This is a genomic window from Clostridium sp. (assembly GCF_040797585.1).
Classification (GTDB): domain Bacteria; phylum Bacillota; class Clostridia; order Clostridiales; family Clostridiaceae; genus Clostridium_Z.
Genome location: NZ_JBFNEO010000057.1, coordinates 1 through 14,929 on the forward strand (window position 1 = coordinate 1; position 14,929 = coordinate 14,929).

Below are 14,929 nucleotides of genomic sequence, written 5' to 3' on the forward strand. Positions count from 1 at the left end.
ACATTAAGCTTATCTATATTACTAGAGATCATCATAGCTTCCGTTAGTTTCTTTCCATACTCACTAGCAATAGTTTTTATTATTATCTCATTATTTCTAGATACTCTTTCCTTTTCTTCTACATTAATGGTAGTATCTTTAAATGCTAGGATATTAGCTTCATATCCCTCTGGTATTGTAAATATATAATCTCCTTCCTCTGTTATATTAAATAATTCCTTAATTCCTTCACTAAGGAACAAATCTTTAAATCCCTTAGAAATATTACTGTTATCCTCGTCTATAATAGTAATGTTTATCTTGTCCATATTTACTTCTGGGTTAAAAACATCCCTTTGTGTGTATCCCATAAACAAGGATAATACTAAGGGAAATATGGCATATATTAATAACACTTGCTTCCACTGAGAAGCCAAGGCTTTAAGTGAAATTATTATAGTAGCTTTTACTCTCATTATTATCCTCCTTAATCTCTTAACTTCTTTCCTGTAATAGATAAGAATACTTCTTCTAAAGATGCTTCTTCTACATTTAGATTTTTTATTTTTTTCTTTTCTTTAACACATAAAAGAAGTAAATCCTCTAAACTGAAGTTTTCTTCATCTATAAAAATAGTAATTATTCCTTCTTTAATAAAGGAATCTTTAACTCCATCTATGTCCTTTAATTTTAAAATAAATTCTTCATTAGTGTCTTCCAAAGTAAGCTTGATACTTCCATGAATATTAGCTATAGACTTAATTGAAGATTTAGTTCCTGATGCTATTTCTTTTCCTAGGTCTAAAATAAATATATTATTACATAAACTCTCCACTTCCTCCATGTAATGAGATGTATATATTACTGTAGTATTATTTTCTTTATTTATCTTTTTCACAAACTCAAAAATATAATTTCTTGACTGAGGATCCACTCCTACAGTAGGCTCATCCATTATAAGCACTCTTGGTTTATGCATTATCGCTACTGCTAAGTTTAATCTTCTCTTCATTCCTCCTGAGAATTTTTTTACCTTTTCTTTTTTTCTATCTGTTAAACCTGTAACTTCTAAGGCCTCTTCAATTCTCTCCTTTAAAATTTTTCCTTTAAGACCATAAAAGGCTCCAAAGTACTCTAGATTATCATAGGCTGAAAGCTGTTCCATTAAGGCTATCTCCTGTGGTACAAGCCCTAATAATGCTTTAGCCTTTAATGGATCATTTTTAATAGAATATCCTCCTATCTCTACCTCTCCGTTGTTTGCTTTAAGAAGCCCTGTAATTATACTTATTAATGTGGACTTACCAGCACCATTAGGACCTATTAATCCAAATATATCCCCCTCTTTTATTTCAAAAGATATATTATCTAATACTAATTTATCATCAAACCTTTTAGTAATATTTTTCACATTTATACTGCACATAAAAATACCTCCTTATAGTAATATTTTTCACCTTTATATTGCACATAAAAATACCTCATTAATATCTCTAATTATATTTTAGAAATATTAATGAGGTATTCCTAGTACTAGAAGTAACTATAAAAGTGACTTAAGTCACTTTATTATTCTGCTATATTATTCTTAAAGGCAAATATGGTAAGCTGAGTTCTATCTCTAAGACTTAGCTTAAATAAAATATTACTTATATTATTTTTTATGGTTCCTTCAGATAAAAATAGTTTTTCACTTATTTCTTTATTAGATAATCCACTAGCCACCTCTTTAATTATACTTATTTCCTTATTATTTAAATCATAGGTGGTCATTACATCTTCAATGGTACTTTTCTTATTATATCTCGTGTTCTCATTGATGATTTTAGAGGCAACCTCTGGGTGTACAACTACATTCCCTTTAAAACATCCCTTTATTCCTTCATAAATTAAATCATAATCGCTGTCCTTTAAAATATATCCTGATGCTCCATACTTTAATGCCTCATGAATATACTCCACATCGTTAAATGTAGTTAGAATAAGCACCTTAACCTTTTCAAACTCACTCTTAATAAGTTTGGTTCCAAGAACTCCATCACACTTTGGCATTCTTATATCCATAAGAACCACATGGGGCTCATTTCTCCTACAGGAAGTTAACGCCTCTTCTCCATTAGATGCCATATCTATAATCTCAATATCATCAAAGGTCTCAAGTATTATTTTAAGCCCACTTCTTACTAGCTTTTCATCATCCACTAATATAACCTTAATTTTCTCCATTCCCTTCCTCCTTGAAATAAACCTTAAACTTCTCATTCTTATCTAACTCCATTTTCACTAAAAAGCCCTGTCCTGAATTTGTATTATAACTAAAGGTTCCACCTATTTCTGTAACTCTTTCCCTCATACTTCTAAGTCCAATTCCTTCTATTACATTCCCTGAGCCTTGTCCATTATCTCTTAAAGTTACTACCACTTTATATTCGTTAAATGCCATAAATATCTGAACTAAAGTAGCTTTTCCATGTCTAACGCTATTAGCTAAAAACTCTTGTATAATTCTATATATTATAAAGGATTGGTCTGAATTTAATGACCACTTTTCTTTGGTAAAGGATAATCTTACATCTATTCCTGTTAATTTTTTAAAGCTATTTATTAATTCCTCTATTATTAAAATACCCTCATAATCTTTAAATTCCTTTGGCTTTATTTCTCTAACCGCCATTCTTACCTCATTTAAGCTATTTTGTGTAAACTTTCTAAGGTCTCTCGTTAGTTCTTTTGCTATATTATTATCCCTTCCTACAATGCTTTCAATAGCTCCTAACTGTATAGCTATGGTAGAAAGTCCATGTCCAACACTGTCATGAATCTCCCTAGATAATCTATTTCTTTCCCTAAGAAGGGTAATCTCTTCTATAGAGCTTGCATAAATCTCAAGGTCTCTATTAGCAATTTTAAGCTTTTCTTCTGATAATCTAAGTCTATCATAAAGTTCTTGCGCCTTAAGCTTCTTATCATTTTCATCATTTATAAAATATAATATAGCTATAAAAATTACTAATACTCCTATGTTAAGGATTTTAAATTCTAAATCCCTGTATAGAGAAAAATATATTCCCTGAGCACATATAATTATATTAAATATGATCTTTACATATCCCTTAAATAATATATTACTATCTAATGCTTCTAATATAAGATAAGTAATGAGATACCCTCCTATATATTTATATCCAAGGGTTATAAATATAACTTCTATAATAAAAGAAATTATCTTATGAGAATTTTTTTCTAAGGAGAAAAACCTTAATTGATTATTTATTATAAATAATAATATAAATATTATGGTTTCATTGGTTACTGTATCATTTATAGTGACTATACCTACCATTATAAGTAAAAGAGTATAGTATCTTATTGCTGTAAGTAGCTTTTTATTCCACATAATTCCTCCATGTAAATATAATATACATATTATATACTAAAGAATACCTACGTCCAATATTACGTGAGAATTTAATAAAACAAGGTAACTTCTTAGCTTCCTATAAGTTATATATAATCTTATTAAAATTATATATAATCCACATAGAAATATTAAGAAATTACCTCATTTTCTTCCTAAAAAAATAAAATTAAATTAAATCAAATATATTTAAATTGTTCCTTAAAATTTTATAACACTTTTATTTAACCTTTATTACTCTAGCTATATTCTCTACTGCCTTTTCCATATTTTTATTTCCGTCCTTTAAGGCTTCTTCTAAAGTACATATTCCCGGTAAAATTCCTATAATAGAATCTATTCCATTATCATAAAGTTCATCTAAGTTATCACCTATTTTTCCTGCAAAGGCTATTACCGGTTTATTGTATTTTTTAGCTAGTTTTGCAACTCCTATAGGAGTTTTGCCATAAATAGTTTGTGAATCTATACTTCCTTCTCCTGTAAATACGAAATCACAGTCTTTTATTTTATCCTCTAAACCTGTATATTCTATAACCATATCTATACCTTTTTTTAGCTTGGCATCTAAAAATGCCATTAACCCTGCTCCAAGTCCACCTGCAGCCCCTGCTCCTTCTACCTTTTCAATATCTTTATTTAAGGTTTCTTTTATAACCCTACTATAATTTTTAAGTGCCTCATCAAGGATTTTAACCATATTTTTATCTGCTCCCTTTTGAGGTGCAAATATATAGGCTGCTCCTTTTTCACCTGTAAGAGGATTAGTAACATCGCAGGCAACTTCTATGTCTACATTTTTTATTCTTTCATCTAATCCACTTATATCTATATGTTTTAGCTTTAAGAGTTCTCCTCCACCAAAAGATAACTCTTTTCCTTCCTCATCCATAAGTTTAACACCTAGGGCTTTAAGCATTCCAGCTCCTCCATCATTAGTAGCACTTCCACCTATTCCAATAAGTATCTTTTCTACGCCCTTATCTAAGGCTGCTTTTATAAGCTGTCCTGTGCCATATGTAGTTGTTATCATAGGATTTCTTTCTTCTTTTGATATAAGTTCTAAACCACTTGCACTTGCCATTTCTAAAATAGCAATCTTTCCTTGTCCTAAGATTCCAATCTGGCCTTCTACTTCCTCTCCTAAAGGTCCTATAACTTTAACTTTTTCAAGGATTCCATTTGTTGAATGAACCAAAGCATGAGTTGTACCTTCTCCTCCATCAGCCATAGGCACTTTTATACACTTAGCATCTTTAAATATTTTTCCTATTCCTTTTTCCATGGCTTCTGTAACTTCTATAGCCTTCATGCTTTCTTTAAATGAGTCTGGTGCTAAAACAAATTTCATAACTATTACTCCTTTTTACTTTAGTATTCCGAATATTATTGTAGAAACTACTGTCATAGAAAGACCTATTAATGATTCATAAGGTATAAGTTTAAGTCTATCCTTTATATCCATAAATACACTTCCTCCAGTGGCATGAAAGAAACTTCCATGTGGAAGATGATCTAAAACTGTGGCTCCTGAGTGAATCATAGCTGCTGATGATAATGGTGAAACCCCAAGATCAAGAATGGTAGGTCCAAAGACCTGGCTAGCTACTGCTGTTCCTGAAGTAGTTGAAGCTGTAGCCCCTGACATTAATATTCCAGCTATTGGCGCTAAAGCAAAGGCTGGAAGACCTGAACTACTTAATCCATTTACAATTAGATCTTTTAATCCTGAATTTGCAATTATTCCCGCTATGGTTCCTGTTCCAAGAAGTAATATGGCAACTCCAGTCATTTTACTTAATCCACTAGTTGCATAAGCATTTAAATCCTTAATCTTACCCATGGCAAGGGCTCCAACTGCTCCACCTACCGGAAGAGCTATTAAAGGATCCACGTTTATATTGAATATTGGTCTAAGAGCTAAAAGCCCTATAGCAACCACAGGTCCTATTATAGAAGAGAAAAAACTTGGTTTCTCTGATGAAGTTATTTGGACCTCTTCACTTTTTACCTTAACCCCTTTATTTATTAATTTTTTTGCTATAATACATGTTACAATAAGTCCTACTATTCCTGGTATTATTCCTGATGCCATAAGAGAAGTTAGTTGAATCTTAAAAGCATCTGATGCTGCTATGGCATTAGGGTTAGGTGACATTATATTTCCAGCCTTTCCTCCCCCGATCATAGCAATTAAAATTGATGTCTTAGATATATTTGCTCTATTTGCTATTGCTAATGCTATTGGTGATACTGTTATTACTGAAACATCAATAAATACCCCAACAGAAGTTAAAACTAAAGTAGCTATTGCTAAGGCTATTAAAGAATTTGCTTCTCCTATCTTATCCACGATAGTTTCTGCAATCTTAGCTGCAGCCCCTGATTCAATAAGAACCCCTGCTAAAACTCCTGCTGTCAATATTCTAAGTATAGCTGTAACTATTCCTTTAGTTCCATCTATCATTAAGTTTACTGTTCCAACTAGTCCTGCTCCACCTATTACTCCACCTACTAAAGCCCCAATAATAAGTCCATAGGCTGGATGAACCTTTCTAATAATTAGTACAATTGCTAAAATTAATCCTATTATTGCTCCTAATGCTGTTACTTGCATTATTCTCACCCCCAATTTAGTTTTATTAACACTATAATTGTAAAGGCTTATGAAACCATTATCATTAGGCATATTCCTAATTTTACCTATCTAATTTTTGTGCAATTGCACAGTCTTATTGTGAAAACTATAAACTAAAACTCCATTTATAAGCTCATATAAATCCATGTAATTCCTAGGGTTCTTCCCTGTTATACTCTCTATCTTATTTAATCTGTAGCTTAAGCTATTTCTATGAATATGTAAATCTTCTGCTACCTTACTCATTTCTCCATTTCTTTTTATAAAAGTAATTAAAGTATCCATAAGTTCTGAAGCCCGTCCCTCTTCATCTAGAGCTCTCATCTTCTCCAATATTGACTTTCCCCCTCCATTTTTTACAATAAGGTCAACTATAGAAACTTTCTCATAATCATAAATTCTATTATAAATAGGGATAGTTTTTCCAATATCTAAAGCCTTTATAGCCTGTTTTGCCGAAACTCCTATTATCTTCTCCACCCTTCCAAAAGCTATTTCTATATTAGGATATCTTTTAATTAAGCTATTTATAAACACATTAATATCCCTCTCTTTATTTATTAGAATTAATATTTTATTGTTATAGTAGTTTAAAACATACTCCCCTTTAAATAAAATCTTTTTAATTCTCTCCTTCTCAATGTCTTTCCCATCTATTACAACTGCTCTTCGTAGAAGTGATATATCTATATCTAGGTCTTTTCCCCTTTGAATAAATTCTTCCTCATACTCCTTTGTATTATATATCCAGTGATAAAAGAATTCCTCTTCTAATTTTTCTCTAAATCTTTTTTCATCTAACATGTACTGCTGCTTAATAAGTAATTCTGCTGTTACCTTAACCAGCTCTGCAAAGGCTCTAACCTCATCTGGATTCCCACTAATTCCTATTACTCCAACTACGTTCCCTCTAAATCTTATAGGTAAATTAACTCCTTTTTTTGCATTATCTCCATCATAATGTATCTCCACCATTTTATGAGTTTTTATTGCTTCTATAGCCCCTTCATGAGCCACCCCTATCCTCTCACTTTGTCCACTCCCTATTATGGTACCTACATTGTCCATTACATTTATGTTATATGGAATTACTTTCATCATCTTATCTACAATACTTTGTCCTTGTTCTGAAGTCATTTCAAGCAAAACTTTTCCTTCCCTTCATCTTTATAATTTAATAAACATAAATAAAAGTTAAACACTACAAGTTTATTTGTTTCAATAATTACTTACAGTATTTTTTATTTTCTCATATAAAATTATTCTAATTATATGTCATAGTGTTTTCAATGAAAACCTATTTTATATACTAGTTAAAATCTAAAGTTTTCAATAAATTCAAATATAATATAGATAAAAGGTTCTAAAAGATACTAATTAATATCTTTTAGAACCTTAATTATTTATGTATATTCCTTGAGATTTTATTGTACTGGTTTAGATACTTGAATTTTCTTTGCTGAAGCTTGAGGTGGTATGGATTTAGTCATAGCTGCACTTAATACCACAAAGACCTTATCACCTTTTGCAAAGTCAGGCTTTTCCTTTTTCTCATCACAACCCTTTATTATCTTAGTATCCTTATTTACAATTACAAGGACTTTCTCTTTATAAACATCACAGGACTTTATATATCCTTCCACTAGTAACCTAGTTACATCTTCCTTATCATCTTTTTGTACTTCTAAGATTTCTCCCATTAAAATAGAAGGCTTAGGCTGGCTTGCAAAAGCTGTTGTGCTACTAAATGTTAAAAGTATTACTAAAAATATTATTACTCTTTTTAACTTCATTTTATATTACACCATATACCTATAATAAAATATGAATAAATAGCAAAAAAATTATTTACTTATAATTAGGATTTGTTATTTATGACATAAATATGTACTATCTTATATAATCATTGCCAAGTTTCACTTAATATTTTAAGTTTATGTAATAATTTAAAAACTATAAATTGCAATAACAAATTAAATGTCTTCATAAAATATTTATGAAGACATTTAATTAATATTTCTAGTAATTATATTTAAGCAAAAATATCTATTGATTCTCTACTTTTTAGTTGTTTATCTTCTTTAGTATCTTCTACTATTTCTCTATATTCTTCATCTTTATCTTCACGTACTTTAATATTATTATTTGAATTATTCATCTCTTCATATATTTTAGAATTTAATTTATTTATACTATTTTGATTTCTCTCTGCTTTATGCCTTTTTTTAGCTGCTATTTCTATAGCTCCTCTTGCCTCATCCAACTTAGCTTCACTATTTAAAATATTGGTTTCTCCTTTTATAGAAGTTTTAATCTTATTTATGGATTTAATATTATTGTATATATTAGAACTATATAAAATAACATTTTCTATATTAGTATTATTATTCTCTTTTTTTATATCTTTAGCAAAATGATTATTATTTTTTTCGCTACTATTCTTATTTTTTAAGCCTTCCATATTTTTTTGTTCTATTTGAGTTTCTACTTGTTGTAATTGTTCTCTAAGAGATTTTAGTAAACTTTCTTTTACATCGCTTGGAATCTTATCACTACTCGTCTTTTCTATTTGCTCTCTAATATTTTCTCTTTGTTTTTCTAATGACTTAATCTCTGAATTATTAGTATAATTACCTGTCAAATTAAATGGATTTGATGATGAAATTGAATTTAACATTTTTTAATCCTCCATTAAAAATTATAGTTCTGTTAAAATATATAGACATTACTCTTTTCATGCTTAAAAAATATAATCACTAATTTTTTTCTAAATTCATAGATAAATTTTAATAACCATCCTTGCCCAATCTAACAAAAGTTAGTTCTATTAAATATTTATTTAACATATAACGGAATACTCAAACTTATATGATTTTCAAATAACTAGTAATTATATTGAATATTAAACTATTTTTTGAAATTTTAACAGATCTAAAACTATTATCGAACATTTATAGAAAATATTTACATTTAGCTATAGTTAATGAAGAAATAAGAAATACAAATTTAGAAAAAGCTAATTCTAATTAGATAAATAATATTTTAAAACAAAATAGTATCATACTACTTTGTTTTAAGTATGATACTACTTTGTTTTTTAAATTTAATTAACTTTTTTTCTTTAATAAAGCAAGTATAGTCATACCTGTAAAGGAACCTATAACTAAGGCTATAAAGTATCCTAAAGGATTACTTATAACAGGTAAAACAAATATTCCACCATGAGGTGCTCTTAATGCAGATCCAAATACCATAGATAAAGCTCCTGCCACTGATGATCCTATAACGCAAGCTGGTATAACTCTTAATGGATCCGCTGCTGCAAAAGGAATTGCTCCTTCTGTTATAAATGATAATCCCATTATATAGTTAGTTAATCCAGATTGTCTTTCTCTCTCAGTAAACTTATTCTTAAAGAAAGTTGTACATAATGCAATAGCTAATGGAGGTACCATCCCACCAATCATAACTGCTGCCATAATTTCAAAGTTACTACTTGCTAGAGAAGCTGTACCAAATACATAAGCTGCCTTATTTATAGGACCACCCATGTCTATTGCCATCATTCCACCTAAAACTGCTCCAAGTAATATTCTGCTGCTAGCTCCCATGTCGTTTAACATATTTGTAATTCCATTATTTATACCTGCTACTGGAGGGTTTATTATGAATGTAATAATTGCTCCAATTAATAGTATTCCAAAGAACGGATAAAGTAATACTGGTTTTATTCCCTCTAGACTGTTTGGTAAATTAGAGAATAACTTCTTTAATCCTAATACTAAATAACCTGATAGGAATCCTGCAAGTAATGCTCCTAAGAATCCTGATCCACCAGTGTTTGCAAGCATACCACCTACAAAACCTACTGCTAGTGCTGGTCTATCTCCTATACTCATAGCAATATATCCTGCAAGTACTGGCAGCATAAATCCAAAGGCTGTTCCCCCTACATTCTTTAAGAAGGCTGCAAAAGGAGTGTTAGATCCAAAGTTTTTCGGATCTATAGCATAGTCATCAAATAAAAATGCTAAGGCTATGAGTATTCCTCCTCCAATAACAAAAGGTAACATATGAGAAACACCATTCATTAAGTGCTTATATATTTCACGTCCAATTCCTTCTTTTTCCTCATTTACATTTGATTTTTCACTGTTTGTATCATGAGTATATATTGGTGCATTACTACTTAGTGCTTCATTGATTAATCCCTCTGCCTTGTGTATTCCGTTAGAAACTCTAGTCTGGATCACTCTCTTACCATTAAATCTTTCCATTTCAACTTTTTTATCTGCTGCTATTATAATACATTCTGCCTTCTCAATTTCTTCTCTTGTTAAGACATTTTTAGCTCCACCAGATCCATTGGTTTCTACCTTTATTGATACGCCCATGTCTTTAGCCTTGTTTTCTAAACTTTCAGCAGCCATAAAGGTGTGTGCGATACCTGTAGGACATGCTGTAACAGCTAACACTTTATACTCATCTTTTGATTCTTTGTTATTCTCTGAATTTATCTTTTCATTTTCTTTATCATCAATAAGACTTAGGAATTCCTCTTTATCCTTTGCCTTTATTAGTTTTTCTCTAAAGCCTTCATCCATTAGTATTGTTGAAAGTCTTGCTAATACCTCTAAGTGAACATTATTCTCCCCTTCTGGAGCTGCAATCATAAAGAATAGCTTTGCTGGATTTCCATCTAAAGAATCATAATCTACTCCTTCTTTAACCACCATAGCACTTAATCCCGCTTTTTTTACTGCCTTAGTCTTAGCATGGGGTATAGCTATTCCATCTCCAATGCCTGTAGTACTTAAGCTCTCCCTATCTAAAACTGCCTTTTTATACTCATCCTTGTTATTTAAGTTTCCTGTATTACTCATTAAATTCACTAATTTATCTATAGCTTCTTCTTTTGTTCTTATATTAGTGCTTAACTCAATACCATTTTTATTTAATAAATCAGTAATTTTCATAAAATATCCTCCTTAATTACTAAATTAAACTCAGTTTCAAGTTTTATCTAATGTTATATTATTACTTCATTAAGATTAATCTTTTCATAGCACACTTTACACTATCATTATTTTAAATGATTAAATAAAATTATTAGTTAAATATATGGAGTGTCTTTTCAGTAATACAAAGAGTAAGAATTTTTAATAGATTTCTATCATTGAATTCCTTTCATTTAGTATCACATAAAATGGACTATCATACTTACTACTTATCTCTAAAATTTCTTAAGATATTTCATCTAATAATTTATATACCTCTTTCTTTGTAGCAAGACCATTAGAGAAGGCGCTAGCACTTCCTGTAGCTACTCCCATTTTAAATCCCTCTTTTAGATTAAAATTCTTTAAATAACCTGCTAAGAATCCTGCCACCATAGAGTCTCCAGCTCCTACTGAGTTTTTAACATCTCCCTTAGGCGCCTTACTTTTAATCACTTCTCCACTGGAGGTAATGAATATGGCTCCATCACCTGCCATGGAAATAAGCACATTTTCTGCTCCCATTTCTATAAGTTTATTTCCATAGTGAATTATCTCTTCCTCATTTTTAATATCTACATTAAATAATTCCCCTAATTCATGATGATTAGGCTTAATTAAAAACGGCTTATATTTTAATACATTTAATAAAAGTTTTCCTGTAGCATCAACTATAAACTTTATATTATTTTTTTCTAATCTTTCCATAATATTTTCATATATATCCTTTGGAAGAGTTTCTGGAGTACTTCCTGCTAATACAAGAATATCTCCCTCTTTTAGACCTTCTAGCTTACTATAAAGTAAATCTAAATCTTCCTTATCTATATCTGGTCCGCGTCCATTTATCTCTGACTCTTTAGTAGACTTAAGCTTTACATTGATTCTAGACATACCTTCCTTTAGTTTAATAAAATCAGTATTACATCCAAAGGCCTTAACTCTTCTTTCTATTTCATCTCCAGTAAAACCAGCCACATATCCAAGAGCTATATTATTAACTTCTAGGTTTTTTAAAACCATAGATACATTAATACCTTTACCACCTGGATAAATCTCCTCATAAGATGTTCTATTTAAACTTCCTAAATTAAAATCTTCAACCCTAACTATATAATCTAAGGCTGGATTAAATGTTATAGTATATATCACTACCTTAGCACCTCCAGTACTTCTGTTAATTCCTTGTATTCATTATCTTCAATTGTTGTTGTAATTATTGCTGCCTTATAAAGTTCACCGAAGGTTACACTACTTATTTCATCAAACTTAGAATTATCACTTAATACATAAGCATTTCTTGTTCTACTTAAAGCTTCTTCCTTTACTAATGCCTCATTTATATCTGGGGTTGTATATCCTCTATTCTTTGATATTCCATTAGTTCCAAAGAATCCTTTTGTAAAATTATATTTTTTTAAGCTATTAATGGCTTCCACTCCTATAGTAGCCTCTGTAGCCCATTTTATTTCTCCCCCTAGAATAAAGGTCTTACATTGTTTTTCCACTAGCTTTTTACCATGGGCTATACCATTGGTTACAAAGATAGCTTCTTTCTCTTCAATAAAATCAATCATAACCTCAGTGGTTGTACCTGCATCTATATAAACAAAATCACCTGGTTCTATTAAACTAGCTGCATATTTTGCAATTTTTACTTTTTCATCAGTATGAAGTTTTTGTCTAACAGATACCATATCTTCTTTAGTATTGATTCCTTTATCTAAAGCTGTAGCTCCCCCATGAACTTTCTTAAGCTTTCCAGCTTTATGAAGAGCGTTTAAATCTCTTCTTATGGTGGATTCTGAAGTATCTAATAATGTAACTAACTCACTAACATAAACTACAGAGTTTTTATTAATTTCTTGAATAATTAGTTCATATCTCTCCTCTGTTAACATTTACATCACTTCCTTAATCTTATAATACACGATTTTTTATAATAAATCAATCACCTTCAATCAAAATAATTCATTTTCATTCAAATAAAATCATAATCACTCATAACTTATTAACCATAACTTCAAAGTCAAATTATATTTTTTTAAGATAAACCTTAGATTATACATAAAAAATATAAAGCACCTTATGGAATGTCCATAGAGTGCTTTATATTTTTCTAATATATAGGTTTAATTTAATATGTATTTCATTTAATTCTAGGATTTTTTCCACTTTGTAAATTTAAATATTATTAGCATTGGATATATTTCTAGTCTTCCAGCTAACATACAAAATGAAAATACTAGTTTACTCATAGGGGAGAAACTACTAAAGTTTCCCATAGGTCCAACTACTCCAAAGCCTGGTCCTATATTACTTATAGTGGCAAGAACTGATGAAAAAGTTGTCTCCATATCCATTCCATCAAAGGATACCAAAAATACCGCCCCTAAAATAATAATAATATATAAAAATGTAAATATTGCTACACTAGATATAGTTTCATCTTCTATTACTTTTCCATCTAGTTTTACTAAATTAACCATTCTAGGATGAATGATTTTATTGATTTCTCTTTTTATAGTTTTAAATAAAAGAACTATACGTACAGTTTTAATTCCTCCTCCAGTAGAACCTGCACAACATCCCATAAGCATGAGTAATGTTAATATTACCTTACTAAGAGTTGGCCACAAATCAAAGTTAACTGTTGAATAACCTGTAGTTGTTACCACAGAAGCTACTTGGAAGGAAGATTGTCTAAAGGACTCTAAGAGAGATATCCCATTAGCTCCTTTTATGTTAAAGGCAATTATAATCATAGATATAAATACTATGATTAAATAATATTTCACTTCTTCATTTTTAAAAGCCTGCTTTATATTTCCTGTAATAAGCTGAAAATATAAAACAAAATTAACTCCAAACAGTAACATAAATACAGTTATAATAACTTCTACATAAACATTATTATAAGCTGCTATGCTAGTATTCATATTAGAGAATCCTCCAGTACCTGCAGTACCAAAAGCATTTACCATAGCATTATAAAGGTCTAATCCTGCAAGTTTCAGTAGTATTATTTGAACTACAGTCATAAAGAAATAAATTAAATACATAATTTTAGCAGTTTGCTTTATCCTTGGAACAAGTTTTCCTGGAGTTGGTCCTGGACTTTCTGCTTTTAATAAATGTATAGTATTTCCCCCTACAGAAGGCATAAGAGCTAAAGTGAATATTAAAATTCCCATTCCTCCAATCCAGTGGGTGAAACTTCTCCAAAATAATATACCTTTAGGTAAGGATTCTACTTCAGTTAAAATAGATGCTCCTGTGGTTGTAAAACCTGATACAGTTTCAAATATGGCATCTACAAATGATGTTGTAGATCCACTTAAATAAAAAGGTAATGCTCCAAAGAGTGATATTACTATCCAGCATAGTGCCACAGTTAAAAATCCCTCTTTGGCATAAAACCCACTACTCTTAGGTTTTATTCTATTCATTAAGGCTCCTACTAAAAGCATTATTATCATAGTTATAATAAAACTTCTAGCATCTCCTCCACCATATATTAAAGATACTATAAGTGGAAAAATCATTATCAATGCTTCATATATTGTAACTCTACCTAAAACCTTAAATACTCTTGGGTAGTTCATGTTAAACTCCCCTTTCCATTAGTATTTCATTAATATCCATCACATTTTTTCTGTGAGTTACAAGAATTACTCCATCGCCATTCTTTATACAATCATTTCCTCCTGGAATTATGGTTTCAGAATCTCTAACTATAGCAGCAACTAATACTCCCTTTTTAAAGTTTACATCTTTTAAAGGTATGTCTAAGCACTTAGTGGTTTCATTAGCTAAAAACTCTAAAGCCTCAGCCTTATCTTATACTATTTTATATAGGTTCTTAATAGATGATCCATTCTTATTTCTTAAGGATCT

Annotated in this window: 14 protein-coding genes and 1 pseudogene; 1 reads left to right on the plus strand and 14 read right to left on the minus strand. The window is 30.1% G+C overall.

Annotation, left to right across the window (positions count from 1 at the left end):
- The 14 genes and pseudogenes from AB2369_RS05600 to AB2369_RS05665 all read right to left on the minus strand — a co-directional run.
- Positions 1–455, minus strand: a pseudogene (locus tag AB2369_RS05600) (hypothetical protein); the annotation flags it as partial.
- 11 nt (positions 456–466) lie between these two features.
- A complete protein-coding gene (locus AB2369_RS05605; protein ID WP_367665492.1) occupies positions 467–1,405 on the minus strand; it encodes an ABC transporter ATP-binding protein in 939 nt (312 codons plus the stop codon).
- A 143-nt stretch (positions 1,406–1,548) separates the two neighbouring features.
- Positions 1,549–2,205 carry a response regulator gene (locus tag AB2369_RS05610; RefSeq protein ID WP_367665493.1) on the minus strand — a complete coding sequence of 219 codons (657 nt, stop codon included), beginning with the start codon at positions 2,203–2,205 and terminating at the stop codon, positions 1,549–1,551.
- Entirely contained in the window at positions 2,192–3,376 is a 1,185-nt protein-coding gene (locus AB2369_RS05615; RefSeq protein WP_367665494.1) for a sensor histidine kinase, read from the minus strand. The genes AB2369_RS05610 and AB2369_RS05615 overlap by 14 nt, the downstream gene beginning before the upstream one ends.
- Positions 3,377–3,617: 241 nt before the next feature.
- Positions 3,618–4,748: a glycerate kinase gene (locus tag AB2369_RS05620; protein ID WP_367665495.1), complete on the minus strand. Its 1,131-nt coding sequence runs from the start codon at positions 4,746–4,748 to the stop codon at positions 3,618–3,620.
- Positions 4,749–4,763: 15 nt separating this feature from the next.
- Entirely contained in the window at positions 4,764–6,014 is a 1,251-nt protein-coding gene (locus AB2369_RS05625) for a GntP family permease (RefSeq protein WP_367665496.1), read from the minus strand.
- Between the two features lie 90 nt (positions 6,015–6,104).
- Positions 6,105–7,172, minus strand: coding sequence for a CdaR family transcriptional regulator (locus AB2369_RS05630; protein ID WP_367665504.1), 1,068 nt, complete (start codon positions 7,170–7,172; stop codon positions 6,105–6,107).
- A gap of 287 nt (positions 7,173–7,459) precedes the next feature.
- Complete coding sequence (locus AB2369_RS05635; RefSeq protein ID WP_367665497.1) at positions 7,460–7,828, minus strand: hypothetical protein; 369 nt, start codon at positions 7,826–7,828, stop codon at positions 7,460–7,462.
- 239 nt (positions 7,829–8,067) lie between these two features.
- The gene (locus AB2369_RS05640; protein WP_367665498.1) at positions 8,068–8,712 is read right to left on the minus strand and encodes a FlxA-like family protein; all 645 of its coding nucleotides are present in this window, start codon (positions 8,710–8,712) and stop codon (positions 8,068–8,070) included.
- Between the two features lie 430 nt (positions 8,713–9,142).
- Positions 9,143–11,011, minus strand: a complete 1,869-nt coding sequence (locus AB2369_RS05645; RefSeq protein ID WP_367665499.1) for a fructose-specific PTS transporter subunit EIIC — start codon at positions 11,009–11,011, stop codon at positions 9,143–9,145.
- Between the two features lie 267 nt (positions 11,012–11,278).
- Positions 11,279–12,184, minus strand: a complete 906-nt coding sequence (gene pfkB, locus AB2369_RS05650) for a 1-phosphofructokinase (RefSeq protein ID WP_367665500.1) — start codon at positions 12,182–12,184, stop codon at positions 11,279–11,281.
- On the minus strand, positions 12,184–12,933 hold the full coding sequence (locus AB2369_RS05655; RefSeq protein ID WP_367665501.1) for a DeoR/GlpR family DNA-binding transcription regulator: 750 nt from the start codon (positions 12,931–12,933) through the stop codon (positions 12,184–12,186). Before AB2369_RS05655 ends, pfkB begins: the two co-directional genes overlap by 1 nt.
- A 258-nt stretch (positions 12,934–13,191) precedes the next feature.
- Positions 13,192–14,637, minus strand: a complete 1,446-nt coding sequence (locus AB2369_RS05660; RefSeq protein ID WP_367665502.1) for a TrkH family potassium uptake protein — start codon at positions 14,635–14,637, stop codon at positions 13,192–13,194.
- Between the two features lies 1 nt (position 14,638).
- Entirely contained in the window at positions 14,639–14,818 is a 180-nt protein-coding gene (locus AB2369_RS05665; RefSeq protein ID WP_367665505.1) for a TrkA C-terminal domain-containing protein, read from the minus strand.
- Between AB2369_RS05665 and AB2369_RS05670 the strand changes: the two genes are divergently transcribed.
- Positions 14,748–14,929 (plus strand): hypothetical protein (locus AB2369_RS05670; protein ID WP_367665503.1); only part of this gene is annotated, 182 nt, incomplete at its 3' end. The genes AB2369_RS05665 and AB2369_RS05670 overlap by 71 nt on opposite strands.

What these genes read in the sequence shown, in the direction of transcription:
- AB2369_RS05610 (WP_367665493.1), bottom strand. Translation starts at nt 2,205, where the DNA reads ATGGAGAAAATTAAGGTTATATTAGTGGATGATGAAAAGCTAGTAAGA.
- AB2369_RS05615 (WP_367665494.1), bottom strand. Translation starts at nt 3,376, where the DNA reads ATGTGGAATAAAAAGCTACTTACAGCAATAAGATACTATACTCTTTTA.
- AB2369_RS05635 (WP_367665497.1), bottom strand. Translation starts at nt 7,828, where the DNA reads ATGAAGTTAAAAAGAGTAATAATATTTTTAGTAATACTTTTAACATTT.
- AB2369_RS05630 (WP_367665504.1), bottom strand. Translation starts at nt 7,172, where the DNA reads ATGACTTCAGAACAAGGACAAAGTATTGTAGATAAGATGATGAAAGTA.
- AB2369_RS05640 (WP_367665498.1), bottom strand. Translation starts at nt 8,712, where the DNA reads ATGTTAAATTCAATTTCATCATCAAATCCATTTAATTTGACAGGTAAT.
- AB2369_RS05645 (WP_367665499.1), bottom strand. Translation starts at nt 11,011, where the DNA reads ATGAAAATTACTGATTTATTAAATAAAAATGGTATTGAGTTAAGCACT.
- AB2369_RS05655 (WP_367665501.1), bottom strand. Translation starts at nt 12,933, where the DNA reads ATGTTAACAGAGGAGAGATATGAACTAATTATTCAAGAAATTAATAAA.
- AB2369_RS05620 (WP_367665495.1), bottom strand. Translation starts at nt 4,748, where the DNA reads ATGAAATTTGTTTTAGCACCAGACTCATTTAAAGAAAGCATGAAGGCT.
- AB2369_RS05605 (WP_367665492.1), bottom strand. Translation starts at nt 1,405, where the DNA reads ATGTGCAGTATAAATGTGAAAAATATTACTAAAAGGTTTGATGATAAA.
- AB2369_RS05660 (WP_367665502.1), bottom strand. Translation starts at nt 14,637, where the DNA reads ATGAACTACCCAAGAGTATTTAAGGTTTTAGGTAGAGTTACAATATAT.
- AB2369_RS05625 (WP_367665496.1), bottom strand. Translation starts at nt 6,014, where the DNA reads ATGCAAGTAACAGCATTAGGAGCAATAATAGGATTAATTTTAGCAATT.